Source organism: Streptomyces sp. PL-29 (genome assembly GCF_058344425.1).
In genome coordinates this window covers 2929325-2945710 of sequence record NZ_CP136996.1, presented here as the reverse complement: position 1 = coordinate 2945710, position 16386 = coordinate 2929325, and the positions used below count along the sequence as shown (strand labels likewise).

Genomic DNA, 16386 nt, shown 5'->3' with positions numbered 1-16386 from the left:
TTCCCCGTACTCGGGTCCCTGCCTCAGCTGCCGACGTGCCCGGCCTGGATCTGGCGGCCCTGGGTGGTCACCACCACCACCGGCACACCGTCCGGTACCTGCCCCTGGAGGTCGGCCAGGAGCGAGTCGACCGGGGGCAGCTCCCCGGGCGAGCGGACCTGGATGTAGAGGGTCTGGGACTGGGCCGTGACGCTCTGGACGGAGGCGCCGGGCGTTCCGGCCAGCCAGGCCGCGGCGGCGTTCGTGGCGCGTGTGGTCCACAGGTTCACGAGAACGGTACCCACCGTGTTCGCTCCCAGCAGAAGGCCGACCGCGGCGAACAGCAGGCCGAGCGCCAGGTAGGTCCTGCGCGTCGAACCCGTCTCGCCCCGCCGGCCGGCCGTCGCGTATCCGAGCGCGCCGAACACCACCATGCCCGCGAAGACCAGGGCGAGCAGGTTGGAGACGAACAGGACGAACGAGCCCAGGGCCAGCCACCACGCGGCCTGTCCGGCGCAGACGCCGGTCACCACCAGCGGTGGCACCAGCGAGATGGCGATCGCCACCCCGGGCAGGACGGCCGCGACGTCCTTGCGGGCGAGGGCGACAGCGCCGGCGAAGCCGGTGGCGAGCGCGGCGACCAGGTCCAACAGCCCGGGGGAGGTGCGGCTGGAGATCTGGCTGTCCGACAGCAGGTCGAAGGAGGAGGGCACCACCAGCGACGCCAGCATGCCGACGGCCGTCACCAGCAGGCATCCCGAGGCCACGAACAGGAGCGCGGTGGAACGCCTCCGCTGCACCGCGCCCAGTGCGATGCCCATGATCGGCGTGGACAGCGGGGCGATGATCATCGCCCCGATCACCGTGGCGGTGGAGTCGGTCAGCACTCCGCCGGCCGCGATCACCGCCGACAGGAACAGCATGGTCCAGAACGCGGACTGTTTCGCCTGCCGGTCCCCCTGCGACAGGTCGAGGTCCTCCTCCAGATCCTCCAGAGATCTTCGCTGGCGGTCCGGCAGCATGCGGTCACGGAGGGTTCTCAGCACCAGCCGAGTATCACGCGGCGCGGTGCCGGGGCCCTGGGAGACACACGGGAGACCCTCCTTCGGGCGGACGCGTCAGCGCAGTCGGGGTTCGGGGGCCGTGCGGCGGTCCGCGAAGAGTTCCGCCTGTCGTCGTGGTGGCAGGTTCCCCAGGGCGATCAGGGCCGGAGCCTGTGCGAGGGCCTGCTGGAGGGCGGCCTGCTTCGCCGACCACAGGGCCCGTACGGTGCCCTGCACGGCCCGGGTCGGGAAGCCGGCCAGGGTCTGCGCCGCCTGCAAGGCCGCCGGGAGCAGTCCGTCCGGCGCGGCCAGTTCCGAGACCAGGCCGATCTCGTGGGCGCGACGGGCGGAGAGGCGTTCGGCCGTGCCCATCAGGGACATCCGGGCGGCCTCGCCGAAGGGCATGCGCTGTGCCATGTGGACGGCCTCGTAGGCGCTGACCATCCCGTAGGTGGTGTGCGGGTCGAAGAAGGTGGCCGTCTCGGAGGCGATGAGGAACTCCGACTCGCCCAGCAGGTAGAAGGCCCCGCCGCAGGCCATGCCGTTGACGGCGGCGACGACCGGCTTCCACAGGTCGCAGGACTTCGGGCCGATCGCGATCAGAGGGTCGTCGGCGGAGTAGGGGGAGGCGGGCTGCGGCACCTCGGCGCCGCGGTCGATGCCGGTGCAGAAGGCGGCCCTTCCGGCGCCGGTCAGCACGACCGCCCGGACCTCCTCGGCGAAGCGGAGTTCGCGCCACGCCTCGCCCAGCTCGGCGGCGGTGGCCAGGTCGACGGCGTTGTGCCGGTGCTCCCGGTCCAGGGTGACCACCGCGACCCCGGTGGCCCCATCCCGTTCCACGCGCAGCGTCACGACTTCTCCAGGAGCCAGCGGGGCACGGTCATTCCGCCCGTCTCGGTGAAGGTCACCTGGACCCGTGCGCCGATGCGCAGCCGGGCCGGGTCCATGGAGTCGAGGGGGGCGTCGGCGGAGGTCACCAGGTTCCCGGCGAGTCGGATGTGCGGGGCGTCGGCGAGTTCGACGAGGACCACGTTGTACGGGGCCTGCGCGGCGTAGGCGGGCAGCAGCGGCGGGTGGGGCCGGACGTAGGACCAAATGCGGCCGCGGCCGCTCATGCGGCGCCACTCGCTGTCGAAGGACCGGCAGTGCGGGCAACAAGGGCGGGGCGGGAAGCGGAGCCTGCCGCAGGCGGCGCAGGCCTGGACGCGCAGCTCGCCGCGGGCGGCGTACTCCCAGAAGGGGGCGCCGTCCTCGTCGGGCACGGGCAGGAGCAGGGCGTCCGCGGACGCGGCGGCTTCGGGTGCGGGGGTCATCGGCGGGTCAGCTCCTCAGCAGGATCGCGGACGTCGGGACGCCTTCGCCCGCCGTCACCAGGCAGGTCGCGGCGTCCGGCACCTGGGCGGTGGAGGTGCCGCGCAGCTGCTTGACGCCCTCGTTGATCAGGTTGAAGCCGTGTACGTACGCCTCGGACAGTCCGCCGCCGCCGGTGTTGAGGGGAAGCCGGCCGCCGAGCTCCAGGGCGCCGCCCTCGGTGAAGGCGGCGCCCTCGCCGCGCCCGCAGAAGCCGTAGCCCTCCAGGGAGAGCGGGATGAGCGGGGTGAAGGCGTCGTAGATCTGGGCGACGTCCACGTCCTGGGGGCCGAAGTCGGCCTGCTTCCACAGGTGGCGGGCGGCGGTCCAGGCGGGCCCGGACAGGGGGTCGTCGTTCCAGTAGTTGACCATGCCGTGGTGCTGGGCGGGCAGGCCCTGGGCGGCGGAGTGGACGTAGACCGGCCGGTGGCGGCAGTCGCGGGCCCGTTCGGCGGAGACGATCACGCAGGCCAGTGCGCCGTCGGTCTCCAGGCAGTTGTCGAAGAGGCAGAGCGGGTCGCTGATCATGCGGGAGGTCATGTACATCTCGCGGGTCAGCGGGCGTTCGTACATCATCGCGGCGGGGTTCTCGTTGGCCCGGTTGCGGCAGGCCATGGCCACGTTGAAGAGGTGGTCGCGGGTGGCGCCGTACTCGTGCATGTAGCGGCGGGCCAGCATGCCGATCTCGTCGGCGGGGCGGAGCAGGCCGAAGGGCCGGGTCCACTGGCCGGGGGTGGGCAGCTGGACGGCGGTGTTCTTCCAGGGGCGGGGGCCGGAGCCGCGTTTGCGGGAGCGCCAGGCGACCCCGACGGTGGCCTGGCCGGTGGCCACGGCGGCGGCGAGGTGGCCGACCGTGGCACAGGAACCGCCGCCCCCGTAGCCGATCTTGGAGAAGAAGGTGACGTCGCCGGCGCCGATGGCCTTGGCGACCTCGACCTCGTCGGTCTCCTCCATGGTGTAGGAGGAGAAGGCGTCCACCTCGCCGGGGTCGATGCCGGCGTCGGCGAGTGCGGCCAGGATCGCCCGGCAGGCCAGTTCCTTCTCGGACTGCGGCAGTCGTCTGGCGAAGGCGGTCTGGCCGATGCCGACTATCGCCGTAGCGTCCTTGAGCGTTGCCGCCATCGCCACCTCCGGGGAGTGCGCCAGTACTGACAGGCGCGAAGGCTACAGCTAATCTGACGGTTAGTCAGCTACTGGGTTCGCGGGAGGGTGGCACGCATGGGCGACGACGGGCTGCGCGGGCACGTACGCGAGGACGCGCCCGCGGGCGTGGGCGAGGACCCGCGCGGAGACCTGCGCTGGGGCACCATCGCGGGGCTCGTCCGGTCGGCATCGGCACGGTACGGCGACCTCGAAGCCGTCGTCGACGGGCGCGTCCGGATCGGATACGCGCAGCTCGGGGAGCGCGTCGAGCGCGCCGCGGCGGCCTGTGTGGCCGCCGGGGTGGAGCCGGGCGACCGGGTGGCCGTGTGGGCGCCCAACACCCTCGACTGGATCGTCTCCGCGCTCGGCGCGGTCTCGGCGGGTGCCGTCCTGGTCCCCCTCAACACCCGCTACAAGGGCACGGAAGCCGCCTACGTCCTGCGGCGCAGCCGGGCCCGGCTGCTCTTCGTCACCGGCACCTTCCTCGGCACCTCCTACGTCGCCTCGCTGCGTCGGGCCGCCGCCGAGGGGCCCGGCCGGGGGCCCCTGCCCGGACTGCCGCACCTGGAACAGGTCGTCGTCCTCGCCGAGGACGCCCCCGACTCCTTCCGCACCTGGAAGGACTTCCTCGCGGGCGGTGACCGGATCACGTCGGAGGCGGTGCGCGAGCGCGCCGACGCCATCAGCCCCGACGCCCCCTCCGACATCATCTTCACCTCGGGCACCACCGGCAGCCCCAAGGGCGCGGTCATCACCCACGCCCAGTCCCTGCGCTGCTACGACGTGTGGAGCGAGCTCGCGGGACTCCGCGAGGGCGACCGCTACCTGATCGTGAACCCCTTCTTCCACACCTTCGGCTACAAGGCCGGGATCATCGCCTGCCTGATGCGCGGGGCGACGATGGTCCCGCAGCCCGTCTTCAACGCGGACACCGTCCTCGCCAACGTCGCCGCGGAGCGGATCTCCGTGCTGCCCGGGCCGCCAACCCTGCACCAGTCCCTCCTGGACCACCCGCAGCGCGCCCACCACGACCTGTCCGCCCTGCGGCTCGTCGTCACCGGCGCGGCCGTGGTCCCGCTCCGGCTCGTCGAGCGCCTGCGCGGCGAGCTGCGCATCCCCACCGTCCTCACCGCCTACGGGCTCTCCGAGGCGGGAGGCATCGTCACGATGTGCCGTCGGGGCGACCCGGCCGAGGTCGTCTCCGCCACCTCCGGCCGGCCCATCCCGGACACGGAGGTCGCGGTCCTGGACGGCGACGGGCGGCCCCTGCCGGCCGGACGGCCCGGCGAGATCGCGGTCCGCGGCCACCACGTCATGCAGGGCTACTTCGAGGACCCCGACGGGACGGCGGCGGCGATCACCCCGGACGGCTGGCTGCGCACCGGGGACGTGGGCGTCCTCGACGGAGACGGGAACCTGCGCATCACCGACCGGATCAAGGACATGTTCATCGTCGGGGGCTTCAACGCCTACCCGGCCGAGATAGAGCAACTCCTCGGCCTGCACCCGGACATCGCGGACGTGGCGGTCGTCGGGGTGCCCGATCCGCGCCTGGGTGAGGTCGGCAAGGCCTACGCCGTCCGGCGCCCCGGCTCCACACTCACCGCCGACGACCTGATCGCCTGGTCCCGGCGGGAGATGGCCAACTACAAGGTCCCGCGCGCGGTGGAATTCGTCACCGAACTCCCGCGCAACGCCGGTGGCAAGGTCCTCAAACGCGAACTCCGCGCCCGCCCGTGAGGGCCGGGGCCGCCGACCCGGGGCCGGGCCCGGGTCAGCGGGCGTAGGAGCCGATGCCGACCAGGCAGTAGACGTACTGGTTGAGGACGATCGAGCCGCGCAGGTAGCGGTAGGAGAAGGCGTACTGGGTCCTGGGGTTGCCGTTGCACCGGTCCAGGTCCGCGGTGCCGGGGATGCTCTCGATCACCCGGTAGTGCGCGTCGGACGCCGAGCAGGGCACCTCCTCGACGCCGCTGACGCTGCGGGGCGTCGTCGAGTCGGGCAACTGCCCGTTGAGGCAGGTGCCCCGGTCGAACGGTGTGGGTTCGGGGCTCGGGTCCTCGCTCGGCTCCTCGCTCGGCCCGGAGTCGTACGGGGTGGTCTCGGTGGTCTCGGGATCCGATGTCCGGGGTGAGGGGGTGGGGGAGGGGCTCCCGGAGGAGGACCAGGTGGGGGTCGCGTCGCCGGCGGGCTTCGCGTCGTCGCCGCCGTCGCCGTCACGGAGCAGGAAGAAGCCGATGACCAGCAGTGCCGCGACGGCGAGCCCCACCAGGCAGCCGCGCCCGCCGCCCGTCTGCGGGGCCGGCGCGGGCCGCTGCGGTGCCGGGTCCCCCGCGGGCGGGGGAATGATGCCGCCGGCCCCCGCGATCCAGGCCACGCCGGCCCCGGACACGTGGATGCGCAGCCGCACCTCCTCGGTGCCGACCCGGACCTTGACGAGGTCGCCGTGCCGGCAGGGCGGTATCCGCACGCGGACCGGTCCGGACGGCAGCTCCACGGAGACGATCGCGCCGTGGGCGGCCTGCTCCGGAGTGATCGCTATGAGCATGTCCTGTGACGACACCGGCTGCTCCAGGGAGGGGGGTTGGCGCGCAGGACGCCTGGCGGTTCCTCACAGATTGTGCCGGGTGTCCCGATGGTGCCGCAGCCGTTCCGCGACTCTCAGGAGCGGCGGGCCAGCACCAGCCGCCAGCGCGGAGCCCCGTCGGGCCGGCGGCCGAAGTGCTCCAGCGGGACCGTCTCCACCGTGAAGCCGCAGGCCCGCAGGTCGGCACGCACCCCGCTCAGCGGGAAGGTCCGGTAGTACATGACGAACGGTGGCCGCCACACCGCGTTGCGCACCCGCATCGCGGCGTCGAAACCCGCCACCGCCCACCACACCGGAGAGCTCGGCGGGATCGGGGCGCCGATCGGAAAGGCGAAGAGCCCGCCCCCGCGCAGCGCCGCGTGCACCTCCGAGAAGAGGGCGGGCCGTTCGGAGGGCAGGAAGTGGCCGAAGGCCCCGAAGCTGACGGCCAGGTCGTAGCGGTCCGAGAGTTCTGGCGGGAGGGCCCGCGCGTCGGCCCGTACGAAGTCCACCCGGTCGTCGTCCGCGTGCGTGCGCCGGGCCTCGGCGAGCATGCCCGCACTGAGGTCCACCCCGGTGACCCGGTCCCGGCACAGCCGCCGCAGCATGGTGGTTCCGGCACCCGTGCCGCAGCACATGTCCAGGCCGGCGCCGAAACCGCCCTCCCGCTGGGCGAGGGTCTCCTCGACGGCGTCGAGCATCCGGTCCGGCGTGCGGAAGGGGGTGTGGTCGAACTTCGGTGCGAGCAGGTCGTAGCCCCGCTCGACGGAGGAGAGGCCCTGCACTGCCAGTTCGCGGACGCTCGGCCCGTGGGAGGAGAACACGCCTCCAGCCTATGCCCGCCCGGATCCGTCCCGGCATACGTGTGCGGCGGTCGCGGTGGCTCCCCCTCCGGGCCACCGCGACCGCCGTTCCCCCGTTGTTCCCCCCGTTGTTCCCCCGAGCCCCCGTTTCCCCCGTGGGCTCCCCCGTACGTCGTGTGCTGCCTACGGGCGCGGACCGGACGCGTGGTTGTCCAGCGTCCGGATCTCCTCGCCCTCGGACGGGTCGTCGGCCAGCGGCTTGATCTCGATGCCCGACGCGTGGTTGTCCAGGGTCTCGATCTCGGCGCCCGAGGCGTGGTTGTCGAGCGGCTTGACGGTGCCGTCGTTCGGCAGGATGTTCTCGTTCGTCGTCATCGGTTCTCCTGATGGATGGGTGGGACCCGTTCGGCGATTCCCCCGATGACCGCCGAACGGGTGATCCTTCCAAACGGCCCGGATGTCCCCCGACGCACCGGGTCGATGCACCTATCGTGCCGTTCGGCGATAAACGAACGATGAACGCCTCGTTCAACCGGCGTCTTCGCAGGTCAGGCGGCAATCTCTGTGGCCAACAAGGTCTGCACCTCGGCCAGTTCGGCCGAACCGAGCTGCTGGAAGACCGCCTCCGCGTCCCGCCAGCACGCCCGCGCCCGGTCCGTCTGCCCCAGCCGCCGCAGCGCCTTGCCCAGCACCGTCAGCACCGTCGCGCGCCGCCACTCCCCGCCGATGCCGCGCAGTGCGATGGCCTGCTCGGCGTGCGCCGCGGCCAGGGTGGGCCGGCGCGCCGCGAGATGGGCGACGGCGAGCCGGAAGTGGGTGACCCCTTCCCACAGGGGCTGGCGGTTGTCGTGGAAGAGCGCCAGCGCCTCGGTGAGCTGCGTGAGGGCCTCGCCGAGCCGGCCCGCCTCGGTGAGTGCGATGCCGAGCGCGTAGCGGCCGTTGGCCAGCCGTAGGGACAGGCCCATCCGGTCGTAGATGGCGATGCCCTGCTGCGCGAGGTCTATGGCGCTGGTGAGGCGACCCAGTTCCACGTGGATGCGGGAGAGGTTGCACAGGGCGCTCGCCTCGCCGACGTTGTTGCCGTCGGCGCGGAAGTTCTCGATGGCCTCCAGCAGGTACCGCTCGCCGTCCGCGTTCCGCCCCTCGTAGAGCGCGATGATCCCGCGGTCGTTGGGCGCCCAGCAGCTGGGCAGCGGGTCTCCGGCCTCGCGGGCCAGCACCGTGGCCTGGCGGGCTTCGTCGTCGGCCTCGGCGAAGCGGCCGGCGACCAGGTGCACGTTGGTCAGGGTGGTGCGGGCGCGGCCCTCGGCGTAGGGGTCCTTGGCGGCTTGGGCGGCGTCGCGCAGGGCGGCCGCGGCCGACTCGTACTGCTTGGAGTTGGCCCCCGATTCGGCCAGGTCCTTGGCCGCCCACAGCAGGTCGACGGCCCGGCGCAGCACCGGTGAGTCGCCGCCTCGTACGGAGGCCTGGCGTACGCACGCCAGCAGCGGACCTGCCTCGGTGTACAGCCAGTCCAGGGCGGCGCGCGGCTCGGCGAAGACCAGTCCGGGGTAGTGGGTGTCGGACAGGTGCGCGGGCAGCCGGTCGCCGGGGCGTTCCAGGGCGTACACCCCGGAGGCGGTGGCCAGGTAGAAGTCCAGGAGGCGGTCCAGGGCGGCCTCGCGTTCGCTCGGGGGCTGCTCGTCCCGTTCGGCGCAGGCCCGCGCGTAGAGGCGGACGAGGTCGTGGAAGCGGTAGCGGCCGGGCGCGGCGGATTCGAGGAGGGAGCAGTCGACCAAGGCCTCCAGGAGGTCCTCGGTGTCGTACTCGGGCAGGTCGAGGACGGCGGCGGCCGCGGACAGCGAGATGTCCGGGCCGTCGGCCAGGCCGAGGAGGCGGAAGGCGCGCTGCTGGGCCGGTTCCAGCTGGCCGTAGCCGAGCTCGAAGGTGGCCTTGACGGCGAGGTCGCCGGCCTGGAGTTCGTCGAGGCGGCGGCGTTCGTCGGCGAGCTTGGCGGCCAGGACGGAGACGGTCCAGGTGCGGCGGGCCGCCAGCCGGGAGGCGGCGATGCGGATGGCCAGCGGCAGGAAGCCGCAGGCGCCGACGACGTCGAGGGCGGCCTGGCGTTCGGCGCGTACGCCTTCCTCGCCGACGATGCGGGTGAAGAGCTGGAGCGCCTCCTCCGGACTCATCACGTCGAGGTCGACGAGATGCGCCCCGGCGAGGCCGGCCATGCGGACCCGGCTGGTGACGAGGGCGGCGCAGCCGGCGGTGCCGGGCAGCAGCGGGCGGACCTGGGCGGCGTCGCGGGCGTTGTCGAGGAGGACCAGGACGCGGCGGCCGTCGAGGGTGGAGCGGTAGAGGGCGGCCCGTTCGGCCGGGGAGTCGGGGATGGCGGTGTCGGGGGTGCCGAGCGCGCGCAGGAAGGAGCCGAGCACGGCCTCCGGCTCGGCGGGGCGGGCGTCGGTGCCCTGGAGGTCGACGTAGAGCTGGCCGTCGGGGAAGTGCGGGCGGGCGGCGTGGGCGACGTGGACGGCGAGGGTGGTCTTGCCGACGCCGCCGATGCCGGCGAGCGCGGAGACGGCCATGACCTGGTCCTGGGCGCCCCCGGAGAGGATCGTGCCGAGCTCGGTCACGAAGCTGGATCGCCCGGTGAAGTCGGGTACGGTCGCGGGCAATTGGGCGGGCCTCACCTGGGTGGCGGTGGCTGCCGGGGCGGGGTCCTCCGCGCGGGCCAGGTCGGCGTCGGCGTTCAGGATGCGCTGCTGGAGCGCGGCCAGTTCGGGACGCGGGTCGACGCCGAGCTCGTCGGCGAGGAGCCGGCGGGTGTCGGCGTAGACGGCGAGGGCCTCGGCCTGTCGGCCGCTGCGGTAGAGGGCGAGCATGAGCAGCTCGCGCAGCCGTTCGCGCAGCGGGTGGGCCGCGGTGAGGGCGGTGAGCTCGGAGACGGCCTCGGCGTGGTGGCCGACCTCCAGGTCCAGGTCGAGGCGGGCTTCCAGCAGTTGGAGGCGCCATTCGGCGAGCCGGGTGCGCTCGGTCTCGGCGTGCGGGCCGGGGACCCCGGCGAGGGGTTCGCCCTCCCACAGGTCGAGGGCGCGGGCCAGGAGCGTGCGGGCGAGGGAGCGGTCCCCGGCGGCGCGGGCGCCCTCGGCGTCGGCGGCGAGGCTTCGGGCGACGCCGAGGTCGAGGGTGGCTGCGGAGCGCAGCCGGATGGCGTAGCCGCCGGACTCGGTGACGAGCAGGCCCGGGGCGACGACCTTGCGCAGGCGGGAGGCGTAGGTGCGGATGGTGGCGAGGGCCTGCTGCGGCGGGTCCTCGCCCCAGATGGCGTCGATCAGTTCGGGTGCGGTGGCGGTGCGGCCGTCGCGCAGCAGGAGTGCGGCGAGCAGGGCGCGTTGCTGGGGGGTGCCGGAGGGCAGGGCTTCGCCGCCCCGCCAGGCGCGTACGGGCCCGAGGACGGCGAACCGCGACTCGCCCGCCGTGCCGCCTGCGACGGTCTCGGCGGTCTCGGCGGTCGGGGCAGGCCCGGTGGTGCCGCTTGCGGTGGTGGCGTGCCTCTCGCCGGATGCGGCGGCGACCGTCGGCGGTACGGGACCGGTGGGGCGGGCGGCGGTGCCGGCTTCGGACGCGGCGGCAGCCGCACGGGCCTCGGGGTGTTTGCGCGGGTGAGGGATGGCCGGTACGCCGTCCATCTGTCGTCCCCCTGCCTTCCGTCGGTGTAAGGGTCAGTCTGCCCTGTCTGCGCGCACACGTCAGCCCGTCCATGACCGATCCCGGACCAACTAGCTGACGGTTCGTCAGATAAGCGCTACCGTATGAGCCATGGAGACCTTCCCCAAGATCATCTCGGTGGACGACCACACGGTTGAACCTCCCCACGTCTGGAGGGACCGGCTCCCGTCCAGGTACCGCGACACCGGCCCCCGCGTCGTCCGTGCCCCGCTGAAGGAAATGACCTTCCTCGGCGGCAAGTTCGCCCCGGTCATGGGGGCCGCGGGCGACGACGGCCCGATCGGCGACTGGTGGGTGTACGAGGACCTGCACCGGCCGCTCACCCGGCTCGACACCGCCGTCGGGTACGACCGCGACGAGATCACCCTGGAAGTCATCACCTACGAGCAGATGCGCCCCGGCTCCTTCTCGGTTCCCGAGCGGCTCGCCGACATGGACGTCAACCATGTCCAGTCGGCCCTCTGCTTCCCGACCTTCCCCCGCTTCTGCGGCCAGACCTTCACCGAGGCCAAGGACCGTGAGCTGGGACTCCTGTGCGTACGGGCCTACAACGACTGGATGGTGGAGGAGTGGTGCGGCCCCGACGCCCGGGGCCGGCTCATCCCGCTCACCCTCATCCCGCTCTGGGACGCCCGGCTGGCCGCCGAGGAGGTCCGCCGCAACGCGGCGCGCGGCGTGCGCGCGGTCGCCTTCTCGGAGATACCCCCGCACCTGGGCCTGCCGTCCGTGCACACCGACGAGTGGGATCCCTTCCTCCGGGCGTGCGACGAGACCGGCACGGTCATCGCCATGCACATCGGCTCCTCGTCCCGGATGCCGTCCACCTCCGCGGACGCCCCGCCCGCGGTCGGCTCCACCATCACCTTCGCCAACTGCTGTTTCTCCATGGTCGACTGGCTGATGAGCGGCAAGTTCGAGCGCTTCCCCCATCTGAAGATCATGTACGCGGAGGGCCAGATCGGCTGGATCCCGTACATCCTCGAACGCGCGGACGTGGTCTGGGAGGAGAACCGGGGCTGGGGCGGGGTCGCCGACAAGGTGCTCCGTCCGCCGTCCGAGCTCTTCGCGGGGCACGTCTTCGGCTGCTTCTTCGACGACGCCTTCGGTCTGCAGAACCTCGACGCGATCGGCGCCGGCAACGTCCTCTACGAGACGGACTACCCCCACTCCGACTCCACCTGGCCGAAGTCGCGCGAGGTCGGGGAGGCGCAGATGGGGCACCTGGCGCCGGACACGGTGGACCGCATCGTGCGCGGCAACGCGATCGACCTGCTCGGTCTGACCCCGGACGGCCTGTGGGCGGGACCGGGTTCGGGCGGCTGACCCCGGTCGGTCAGGCCGGTGTCCGGCGGGCCGTAACCCCGCCCGTGCCCTCGCCCGTGTCCGTGTCCGTGTCCGCCGGCACGGTCACGAGCAGGAACGAGACGGCCAGGCCGGCCGCTGCGACGGCCGGCAGCAGCAGCGTGACGTCCACGAGGGCGACGAGCCCGGCGCCCAGGGCCAGGGCCAGCGCGTTCGGTACGAAGACCAGGGTGTTGGCGGTGGCGGCGGTCCGGCCCACGGCGGAGTCCGGCACCTCGCGCTGCACGGCGGTCAGCACGGTGATCAGCACGCACGGCAAGCCCGCGCCGATCAGCGCGCTGCACACCAGGGCCGCGGCCTCGTACGGCAGCGCCCGCCCGCCGCACCCCAGCGCGAACAGGGCGGTGCCGGCCGCCGCGAACACGCGTGCCGGCAGGCGCCGCAGCAGCGGGCCCGCGACCAGCCCGCTCAGGACCGAACCCGCACCCTGCACCGCGTACAGCACCCCCACGTGGGCGGGCGGCCGGCCGAGGACATCGTCGGCGACCGCGTAGACCAGCGCGCCGTTGATCCCGGCCAGGAACATCACGGCGGCGGCGGCCGACACCAGCGGGCGCAGCACCGGTGAACCCCACAGCTGCCGGCCGCCTTCCAGGGCCCGGGCGAAGCCGCCCGCCCGGGGGCCCGTGCGCTCGGGTGCGTCCCGGTCCACCCGCAGCAGCAGGAACAGGCCCGCCGCCAGTGCGAACGTCACCGCGTCGAGCAGGGCCACCGAGGCCCCGCCGAACCGGGTGAACAGGGCGGCGCCCGCCAGCGGCGCGAGGAGCTTCATGCTCTCGGCGGCCGTCATCCGCAACCCGTTGAAGTCGCCGAGGAGGCGGACGTCGACCGCCCTCGCCACCAGGGCGGCCTCGGCGGCCTCGTGGAGCGTGCCACAGAGCCCGTAGACGAGGAGCACGGCGAAGAGCAACCACACCCGGGAGGCCGAGTCGACGAGACACAGGGCGGGCAGCAGCGCGGCCATCACGAGGCAGGCGGCCACCAGCAGGGCCCGCCGCGGCAGCCGGTCGGCGAGCACTCCCAGCGCCGGCCCGGCGAGCACCGGCGCCCACAGGGCGAACACCGTCAGGGCCGCGAGGCTGTCCGATCCGGTGAGTGACTTCACCCAGACCCCGGCCACCAGCCACATCGCCGTCGTGCCGAACCCGGACACCACCACCCCGAGCAGGTAGAGGCCCGCATTGCGGTCCCGCAGGACCCGTCCGCTTCCCCCATCGCGCATGGTGCCAGCGTGCTTCTAAGGCATGCCCGCGCGGATCGGGCACCTGCCCTACACAGGCGGGCGCGGCGGAGCCGGCGCCGTGCGGGCGGTGACGGGCCGGTCACACAGGGGTCGTCGGGCGCCTTGCCGCCGGGCCCGCGGCCGGGGCATGCTTCGCCAGGGCACAGCGGAAGGATCATCATGCCGGTGGACAGGCGGAACGTCGTGACGGCACTGCTGTGCGCGGTGGCGGCCCTGGGCGCCTCCGCCGCGGTGGCGAAGCTCGCGCCGCCCCCCGAGGCGTCCGCTCCGGCGCGGGCCGGGGCCGCGCAGTCCACTCCCTCGCCCACGGCCTCCTCGCGCTCGCACGTGCCGAAGCCGCAGCTGTCCGCCCAGCCCGGGACCACCCTGCCGCCGGCCGTCACGCCCCCGCCCGGCGGGCCCGCCGCCTTCACCGGCGCCCTGTTCACCAACGGCCTGGACAGCGACCACTTCTGCACCGCCACCGTGGTGCACAGCCCCGGACGCAACCTCATCGTCACCGCCGGGCACTGCCTGCTCGCCGGGCAGCAGGGCGACGGGACCGCGGTCTTCGCGCCGGCCTACGCCAACGACACCGCCCCGTACGGCACCTGGAAGATCGAGGAGGTCTTCGAGGACGACCGCTGGGCCGAGGGCACCGACGACGACTACGACCTCGCCTTCGCCACGCTCGCCCCCGACGCCCAGGGCCGTGAGATCGAGGACGTGACGGGCGCGGCCGTGCTGGACACCACCGGCCGGGCCGGTGAGGAGGTCACCGTCACCGGCTATCCCGCCGATCGCAAGATCCCCCGTACCTGCACGGCGACCGCCGTCCGCGAGAGCGCGACCCAGCAGCGCTTCGACTGCGCGGACTTCCCGGGCGGCACCAGCGGCAGCGCGTGGATCGCAGGCGACGGCCGGATCATCGGAATCCTCACGGGCGGGGACACCGACGACGTCTCGACCAGCACGGTGCTGGGGGAGTACGCGGCCTCCCTCTACGCCAAGGCCACATCCGGGGCCCCCGCCAACACGCCACGACACTAGGGCGCGGGTCAGGCCAGCAGGCCCAGGTGGACCGGTTCGGGCGGGGTGTCCCTGAGCAGGTCCGACAGGCGGGGCGGCCAGACCGGTTCGCCCAGGGTGGCCAGGCGCTGCGCGGAGAGCCACTGCCAGTGGATGCCGGGCTCCTCCAGGACCGGCTCCCGGTGCGGGCCCGTGGTGAGGTAGATGTGCTCGTGCTGGCGCACCGGTACGCCCTGGTGGGTGAAGTCGTGCTCCCAGGTGCACAGCAGGCGCTCCGGCTCCAGGTCGGTCCACCCGGTCTCCTCGCGCAGCTCGCGCCGCACGCACTCCTCGGGGCTCTCGCCGGGGTCGATACCGCCGCCGGGCGGCAGCCAGTGGATGCCCACCTCCACGTTGTCCTCGCGGAAGAGGAACACCGACCCGGTGGGGGAAAGGATGACAACGCGCGCCGCGTGACGTGGAGTTCGCCTCATCGATTCAGGGTACGTCGGTGATCGGCGCCGGGGGGGCCGGCCCGCCGCTCCCCGTCCGCCCGCAGCCGCCCGCAGCCGACCGCTTCGCGGACACCGCCCGCGCTACTGCCCGCGTCCGCGCCCGCGCCACCGCCGGCGCCGGCGCCGGCGACCGGCGGGCCGCACGGGCGGCCGCCCGGGCAGGTCCGCCGCCCGGGGCGCGGCGCCGAGCGGGCGTGGACCGCCGTGGCCGTGCCGCCGTGTCCGCTTCCCGGCGGGCCATAGGGCGCGCACATCGTGGACAAACCAGGTCTGAAGGTGCGTTGATGTACGGTCGGGTGAATGAGCAAGCACGCCCGAGCACGCTCCCGCCCCGTCCGTACGAACCGCCGTGCGGCCCGTCGCGTCGTCCTCGCCGCCACGCTCGGCCTGGTGGCCTTCACGGCCGGGTGGGTGTACGTGGCCCAGGATCCGGACCGGGCCGCGGGCGCGGCGGGGGCCACGGCGGACTCCCGTCCGCGGCCCGTGGACCGGGTGGTGCGCGACTCCCCGCGCTCGCCCCTGCAGGGCCTGACCGGTATCAGCGAGCAGACCCGGGCGCGGATCCCCGCCGAGTCCCGTCAGCTCATCCTGGTCACCGGCAGGGCGGCGGACTCCTCCGAGTCCACCGCCGCCCTGTACACCCGCCCCGAGGCCGGGGCGGACTGGGTCAAAGCCGCGAGCTGGCCGGCGCGCAACGGCGCCCGGGGCTGGTCGGCGGAGCGCACGTACGGCGACCTGACCTCGCCCCAGGGCGTCTTCGCGCTCACCGACGCGGGCGGCCTGCTGTCGCCGCCGCCGGGCACGCGGCTGCCGTACGACGAGGACCGGGCCTTCGTGGCCACCGGCCGCGGTGTGAACGGGGAGTCCTTGGTGGGCTCCTTCGACTACGTCGTCGCCATCGACTTCAACCGCCGCCCGGGCCGCTCCCCGCTGGACCCGGTCAAGCCGGACGGCGAGGCCAAGGGCGGCAACATCTGGCTGCACGTGGACCACGACGGCCCCTCCCAGGGGTGCGTCGGCATCCCGAAGGAGGCCATGCGTACGGTCCTGGAGACCCTGGACCCGGCGGCGAAGCCGGTCATCGTGATGGGTCCGGAAGGCTTCTGACGGGGCGACCGTCCGGCGCCGGCCGTCAGTCGCCGAGATCCAGGACGCCGACCGGCTCGCCCTCCCCGCGCTTGGGGAAGGTGGTGGCGACGATCGTCCCGTCGGGGCGTTCCGGCGGGGGTGGGTCGCGTGTCGGGCGTGTGTCGCGTCCCAGGTCTCGTGGCGCGCGAGGGTCGGTGCGGCGGGCGGGCGGGCGGGCGGGCGGTCGGGCGGGTCGAGGTCCAGGTTGGTGATGCCTGGCAGGGAGGCCAGGTGCTCCGCCGGGCCGGGCCGGGCGCGGTCGGCTTCGACCAGTGCGCAGGTGGGTGCGTAGAGGAACCAGCCGGCCTCGGCGTGTGTGTGGTGGATGAGCCGGGACGCGAGGGCGCTGCCTTGACCCGCTGCCAGCATCGTCGCCCCATCCAGGATGATGTGCGTTTCCGTCACCTGCCCCTCGCCTCCGCCAGACGCCGGTCCAACTCGTGCTCCAGGTACTGCTGTTGCGACACGGACCGGGCATAGCCGTTCCAGGCGTGCAGCGCGGCTCGGGCAGCTAGGGCGGCGAGTCTGTCCTTGGCTTCTTCGGGATGCGGATGGT

14 protein-coding genes and 1 pseudogene are annotated in these 16386 nt (G+C 73.6%); 4 read left to right on the top strand and 11 right to left on the bottom strand.

Annotated elements, in window-relative coordinates:
* Positions 1 to 23: 23 nt before the first annotated feature.
* From R4Z63_RS13350 to R4Z63_RS13335, 4 genes are all read right to left on the bottom strand, one after another.
* Positions 24 to 1025: a DUF389 domain-containing protein gene (locus R4Z63_RS13350; RefSeq protein ID WP_384452854.1), complete on the bottom strand. Its 1002-nt coding sequence runs from the start codon at positions 1023 to 1025 to the stop codon at positions 24 to 26.
* A gap of 72 nt (positions 1026 to 1097) precedes the next feature.
* Positions 1098 to 1874: an enoyl-CoA hydratase/isomerase family protein gene (locus tag R4Z63_RS13345; RefSeq protein WP_384452851.1), complete on the bottom strand. Its 777-nt coding sequence runs from the start codon at positions 1872 to 1874 to the stop codon at positions 1098 to 1100.
* Positions 1871 to 2335 (bottom strand): Zn-ribbon domain-containing OB-fold protein, encoded by a 465-nt coding sequence (locus R4Z63_RS13340; RefSeq protein ID WP_384452848.1) that lies wholly within the window; start codon positions 2333 to 2335, stop codon positions 1871 to 1873. Before R4Z63_RS13340 ends, R4Z63_RS13345 begins: the two co-directional genes overlap by 4 nt.
* A 7-nt stretch (positions 2336 to 2342) precedes the next feature.
* Entirely contained in the window at positions 2343 to 3494 is a 1152-nt protein-coding gene (locus tag R4Z63_RS13335; protein WP_037924930.1) for a lipid-transfer protein, read from the bottom strand.
* 96 nt (positions 3495 to 3590) lie between these two features.
* Here R4Z63_RS13335 and R4Z63_RS13330 point away from each other — a divergent pair, with 96 nt between their 5' ends.
* Positions 3591 to 5255, top strand: a complete 1665-nt coding sequence (locus R4Z63_RS13330; RefSeq protein WP_078556767.1) for a FadD3 family acyl-CoA ligase — start codon at positions 3591 to 3593, stop codon at positions 5253 to 5255.
* 34 nt (positions 5256 to 5289) lie between these two features.
* Here the strand turns inward: R4Z63_RS13330 and R4Z63_RS13325 are convergent, their stop codons facing one another.
* The 4 genes from R4Z63_RS13325 to afsR form a co-directional block, all read right to left on the bottom strand.
* The gene (locus R4Z63_RS13325; protein ID WP_384452844.1) at positions 5290 to 6078 is read right to left on the bottom strand and encodes an LppU/SCO3897 family protein; all 789 of its coding nucleotides are present in this window, start codon (positions 6076 to 6078) and stop codon (positions 5290 to 5292) included.
* 98 nt (positions 6079 to 6176) lie between these two features.
* On the bottom strand, positions 6177 to 6905 hold the full coding sequence (locus tag R4Z63_RS13320; protein WP_384452840.1) for a class I SAM-dependent methyltransferase: 729 nt from the start codon (positions 6903 to 6905) through the stop codon (positions 6177 to 6179).
* Between the two features lie 162 nt (positions 6906 to 7067).
* A complete protein-coding gene (locus R4Z63_RS13315) occupies positions 7068 to 7259 on the bottom strand; it encodes a hypothetical protein (RefSeq protein WP_037924937.1) in 192 nt (63 codons plus the stop codon).
* 173 nt (positions 7260 to 7432) lie between these two features.
* Complete coding sequence (afsR, locus tag R4Z63_RS13310) at positions 7433 to 10555, bottom strand: SARP-family global regulator AfsR (protein ID WP_384453210.1); 3123 nt, start codon at positions 10553 to 10555, stop codon at positions 7433 to 7435.
* Positions 10556 to 10685: 130 nt separating this feature from the next.
* Between afsR and R4Z63_RS13305 the strand changes: the two genes are divergently transcribed.
* On the top strand, positions 10686 to 11918 hold the full coding sequence (locus R4Z63_RS13305; RefSeq protein WP_037924942.1) for an amidohydrolase family protein: 1233 nt from the start codon (positions 10686 to 10688) through the stop codon (positions 11916 to 11918).
* A gap of 10 nt (positions 11919 to 11928) precedes the next feature.
* Here R4Z63_RS13305 and R4Z63_RS13300 read toward each other — a convergent pair whose 3' ends face one another.
* Positions 11929 to 13179: an MFS transporter gene (locus R4Z63_RS13300; RefSeq protein ID WP_384453206.1), complete on the bottom strand. Its 1251-nt coding sequence runs from the start codon at positions 13177 to 13179 to the stop codon at positions 11929 to 11931.
* Positions 13180 to 13359: 180 nt separating this feature from the next.
* Between R4Z63_RS13300 and R4Z63_RS13295 the strand changes: the two genes are divergently transcribed.
* On the top strand, positions 13360 to 14229 hold the full coding sequence (locus tag R4Z63_RS13295) for a trypsin-like serine peptidase (protein WP_384453203.1): 870 nt from the start codon (positions 13360 to 13362) through the stop codon (positions 14227 to 14229).
* 8 nt (positions 14230 to 14237) lie between these two features.
* Here the strand turns inward: R4Z63_RS13295 and R4Z63_RS13290 are convergent, their stop codons facing one another.
* Positions 14238 to 14681, bottom strand: coding sequence for an NUDIX hydrolase (locus R4Z63_RS13290; RefSeq protein ID WP_304949887.1), 444 nt, complete (start codon positions 14679 to 14681; stop codon positions 14238 to 14240).
* A 321-nt stretch (positions 14682 to 15002) separates the two neighbouring features.
* Here R4Z63_RS13290 and R4Z63_RS13285 point away from each other — a divergent pair, with 321 nt between their 5' ends.
* Positions 15003 to 15809: a hypothetical protein gene (locus tag R4Z63_RS13285; protein WP_384453199.1), complete on the top strand. Its 807-nt coding sequence runs from the start codon at positions 15003 to 15005 to the stop codon at positions 15807 to 15809.
* 25 nt (positions 15810 to 15834) lie between these two features.
* Here R4Z63_RS13285 and R4Z63_RS13280 read toward each other — a convergent pair.
* Positions 15835 to 16199: pseudogene (locus R4Z63_RS13280) on the bottom strand (hypothetical protein).
* Between the last annotated feature and the right edge of the window lie 187 nt (positions 16200 to 16386).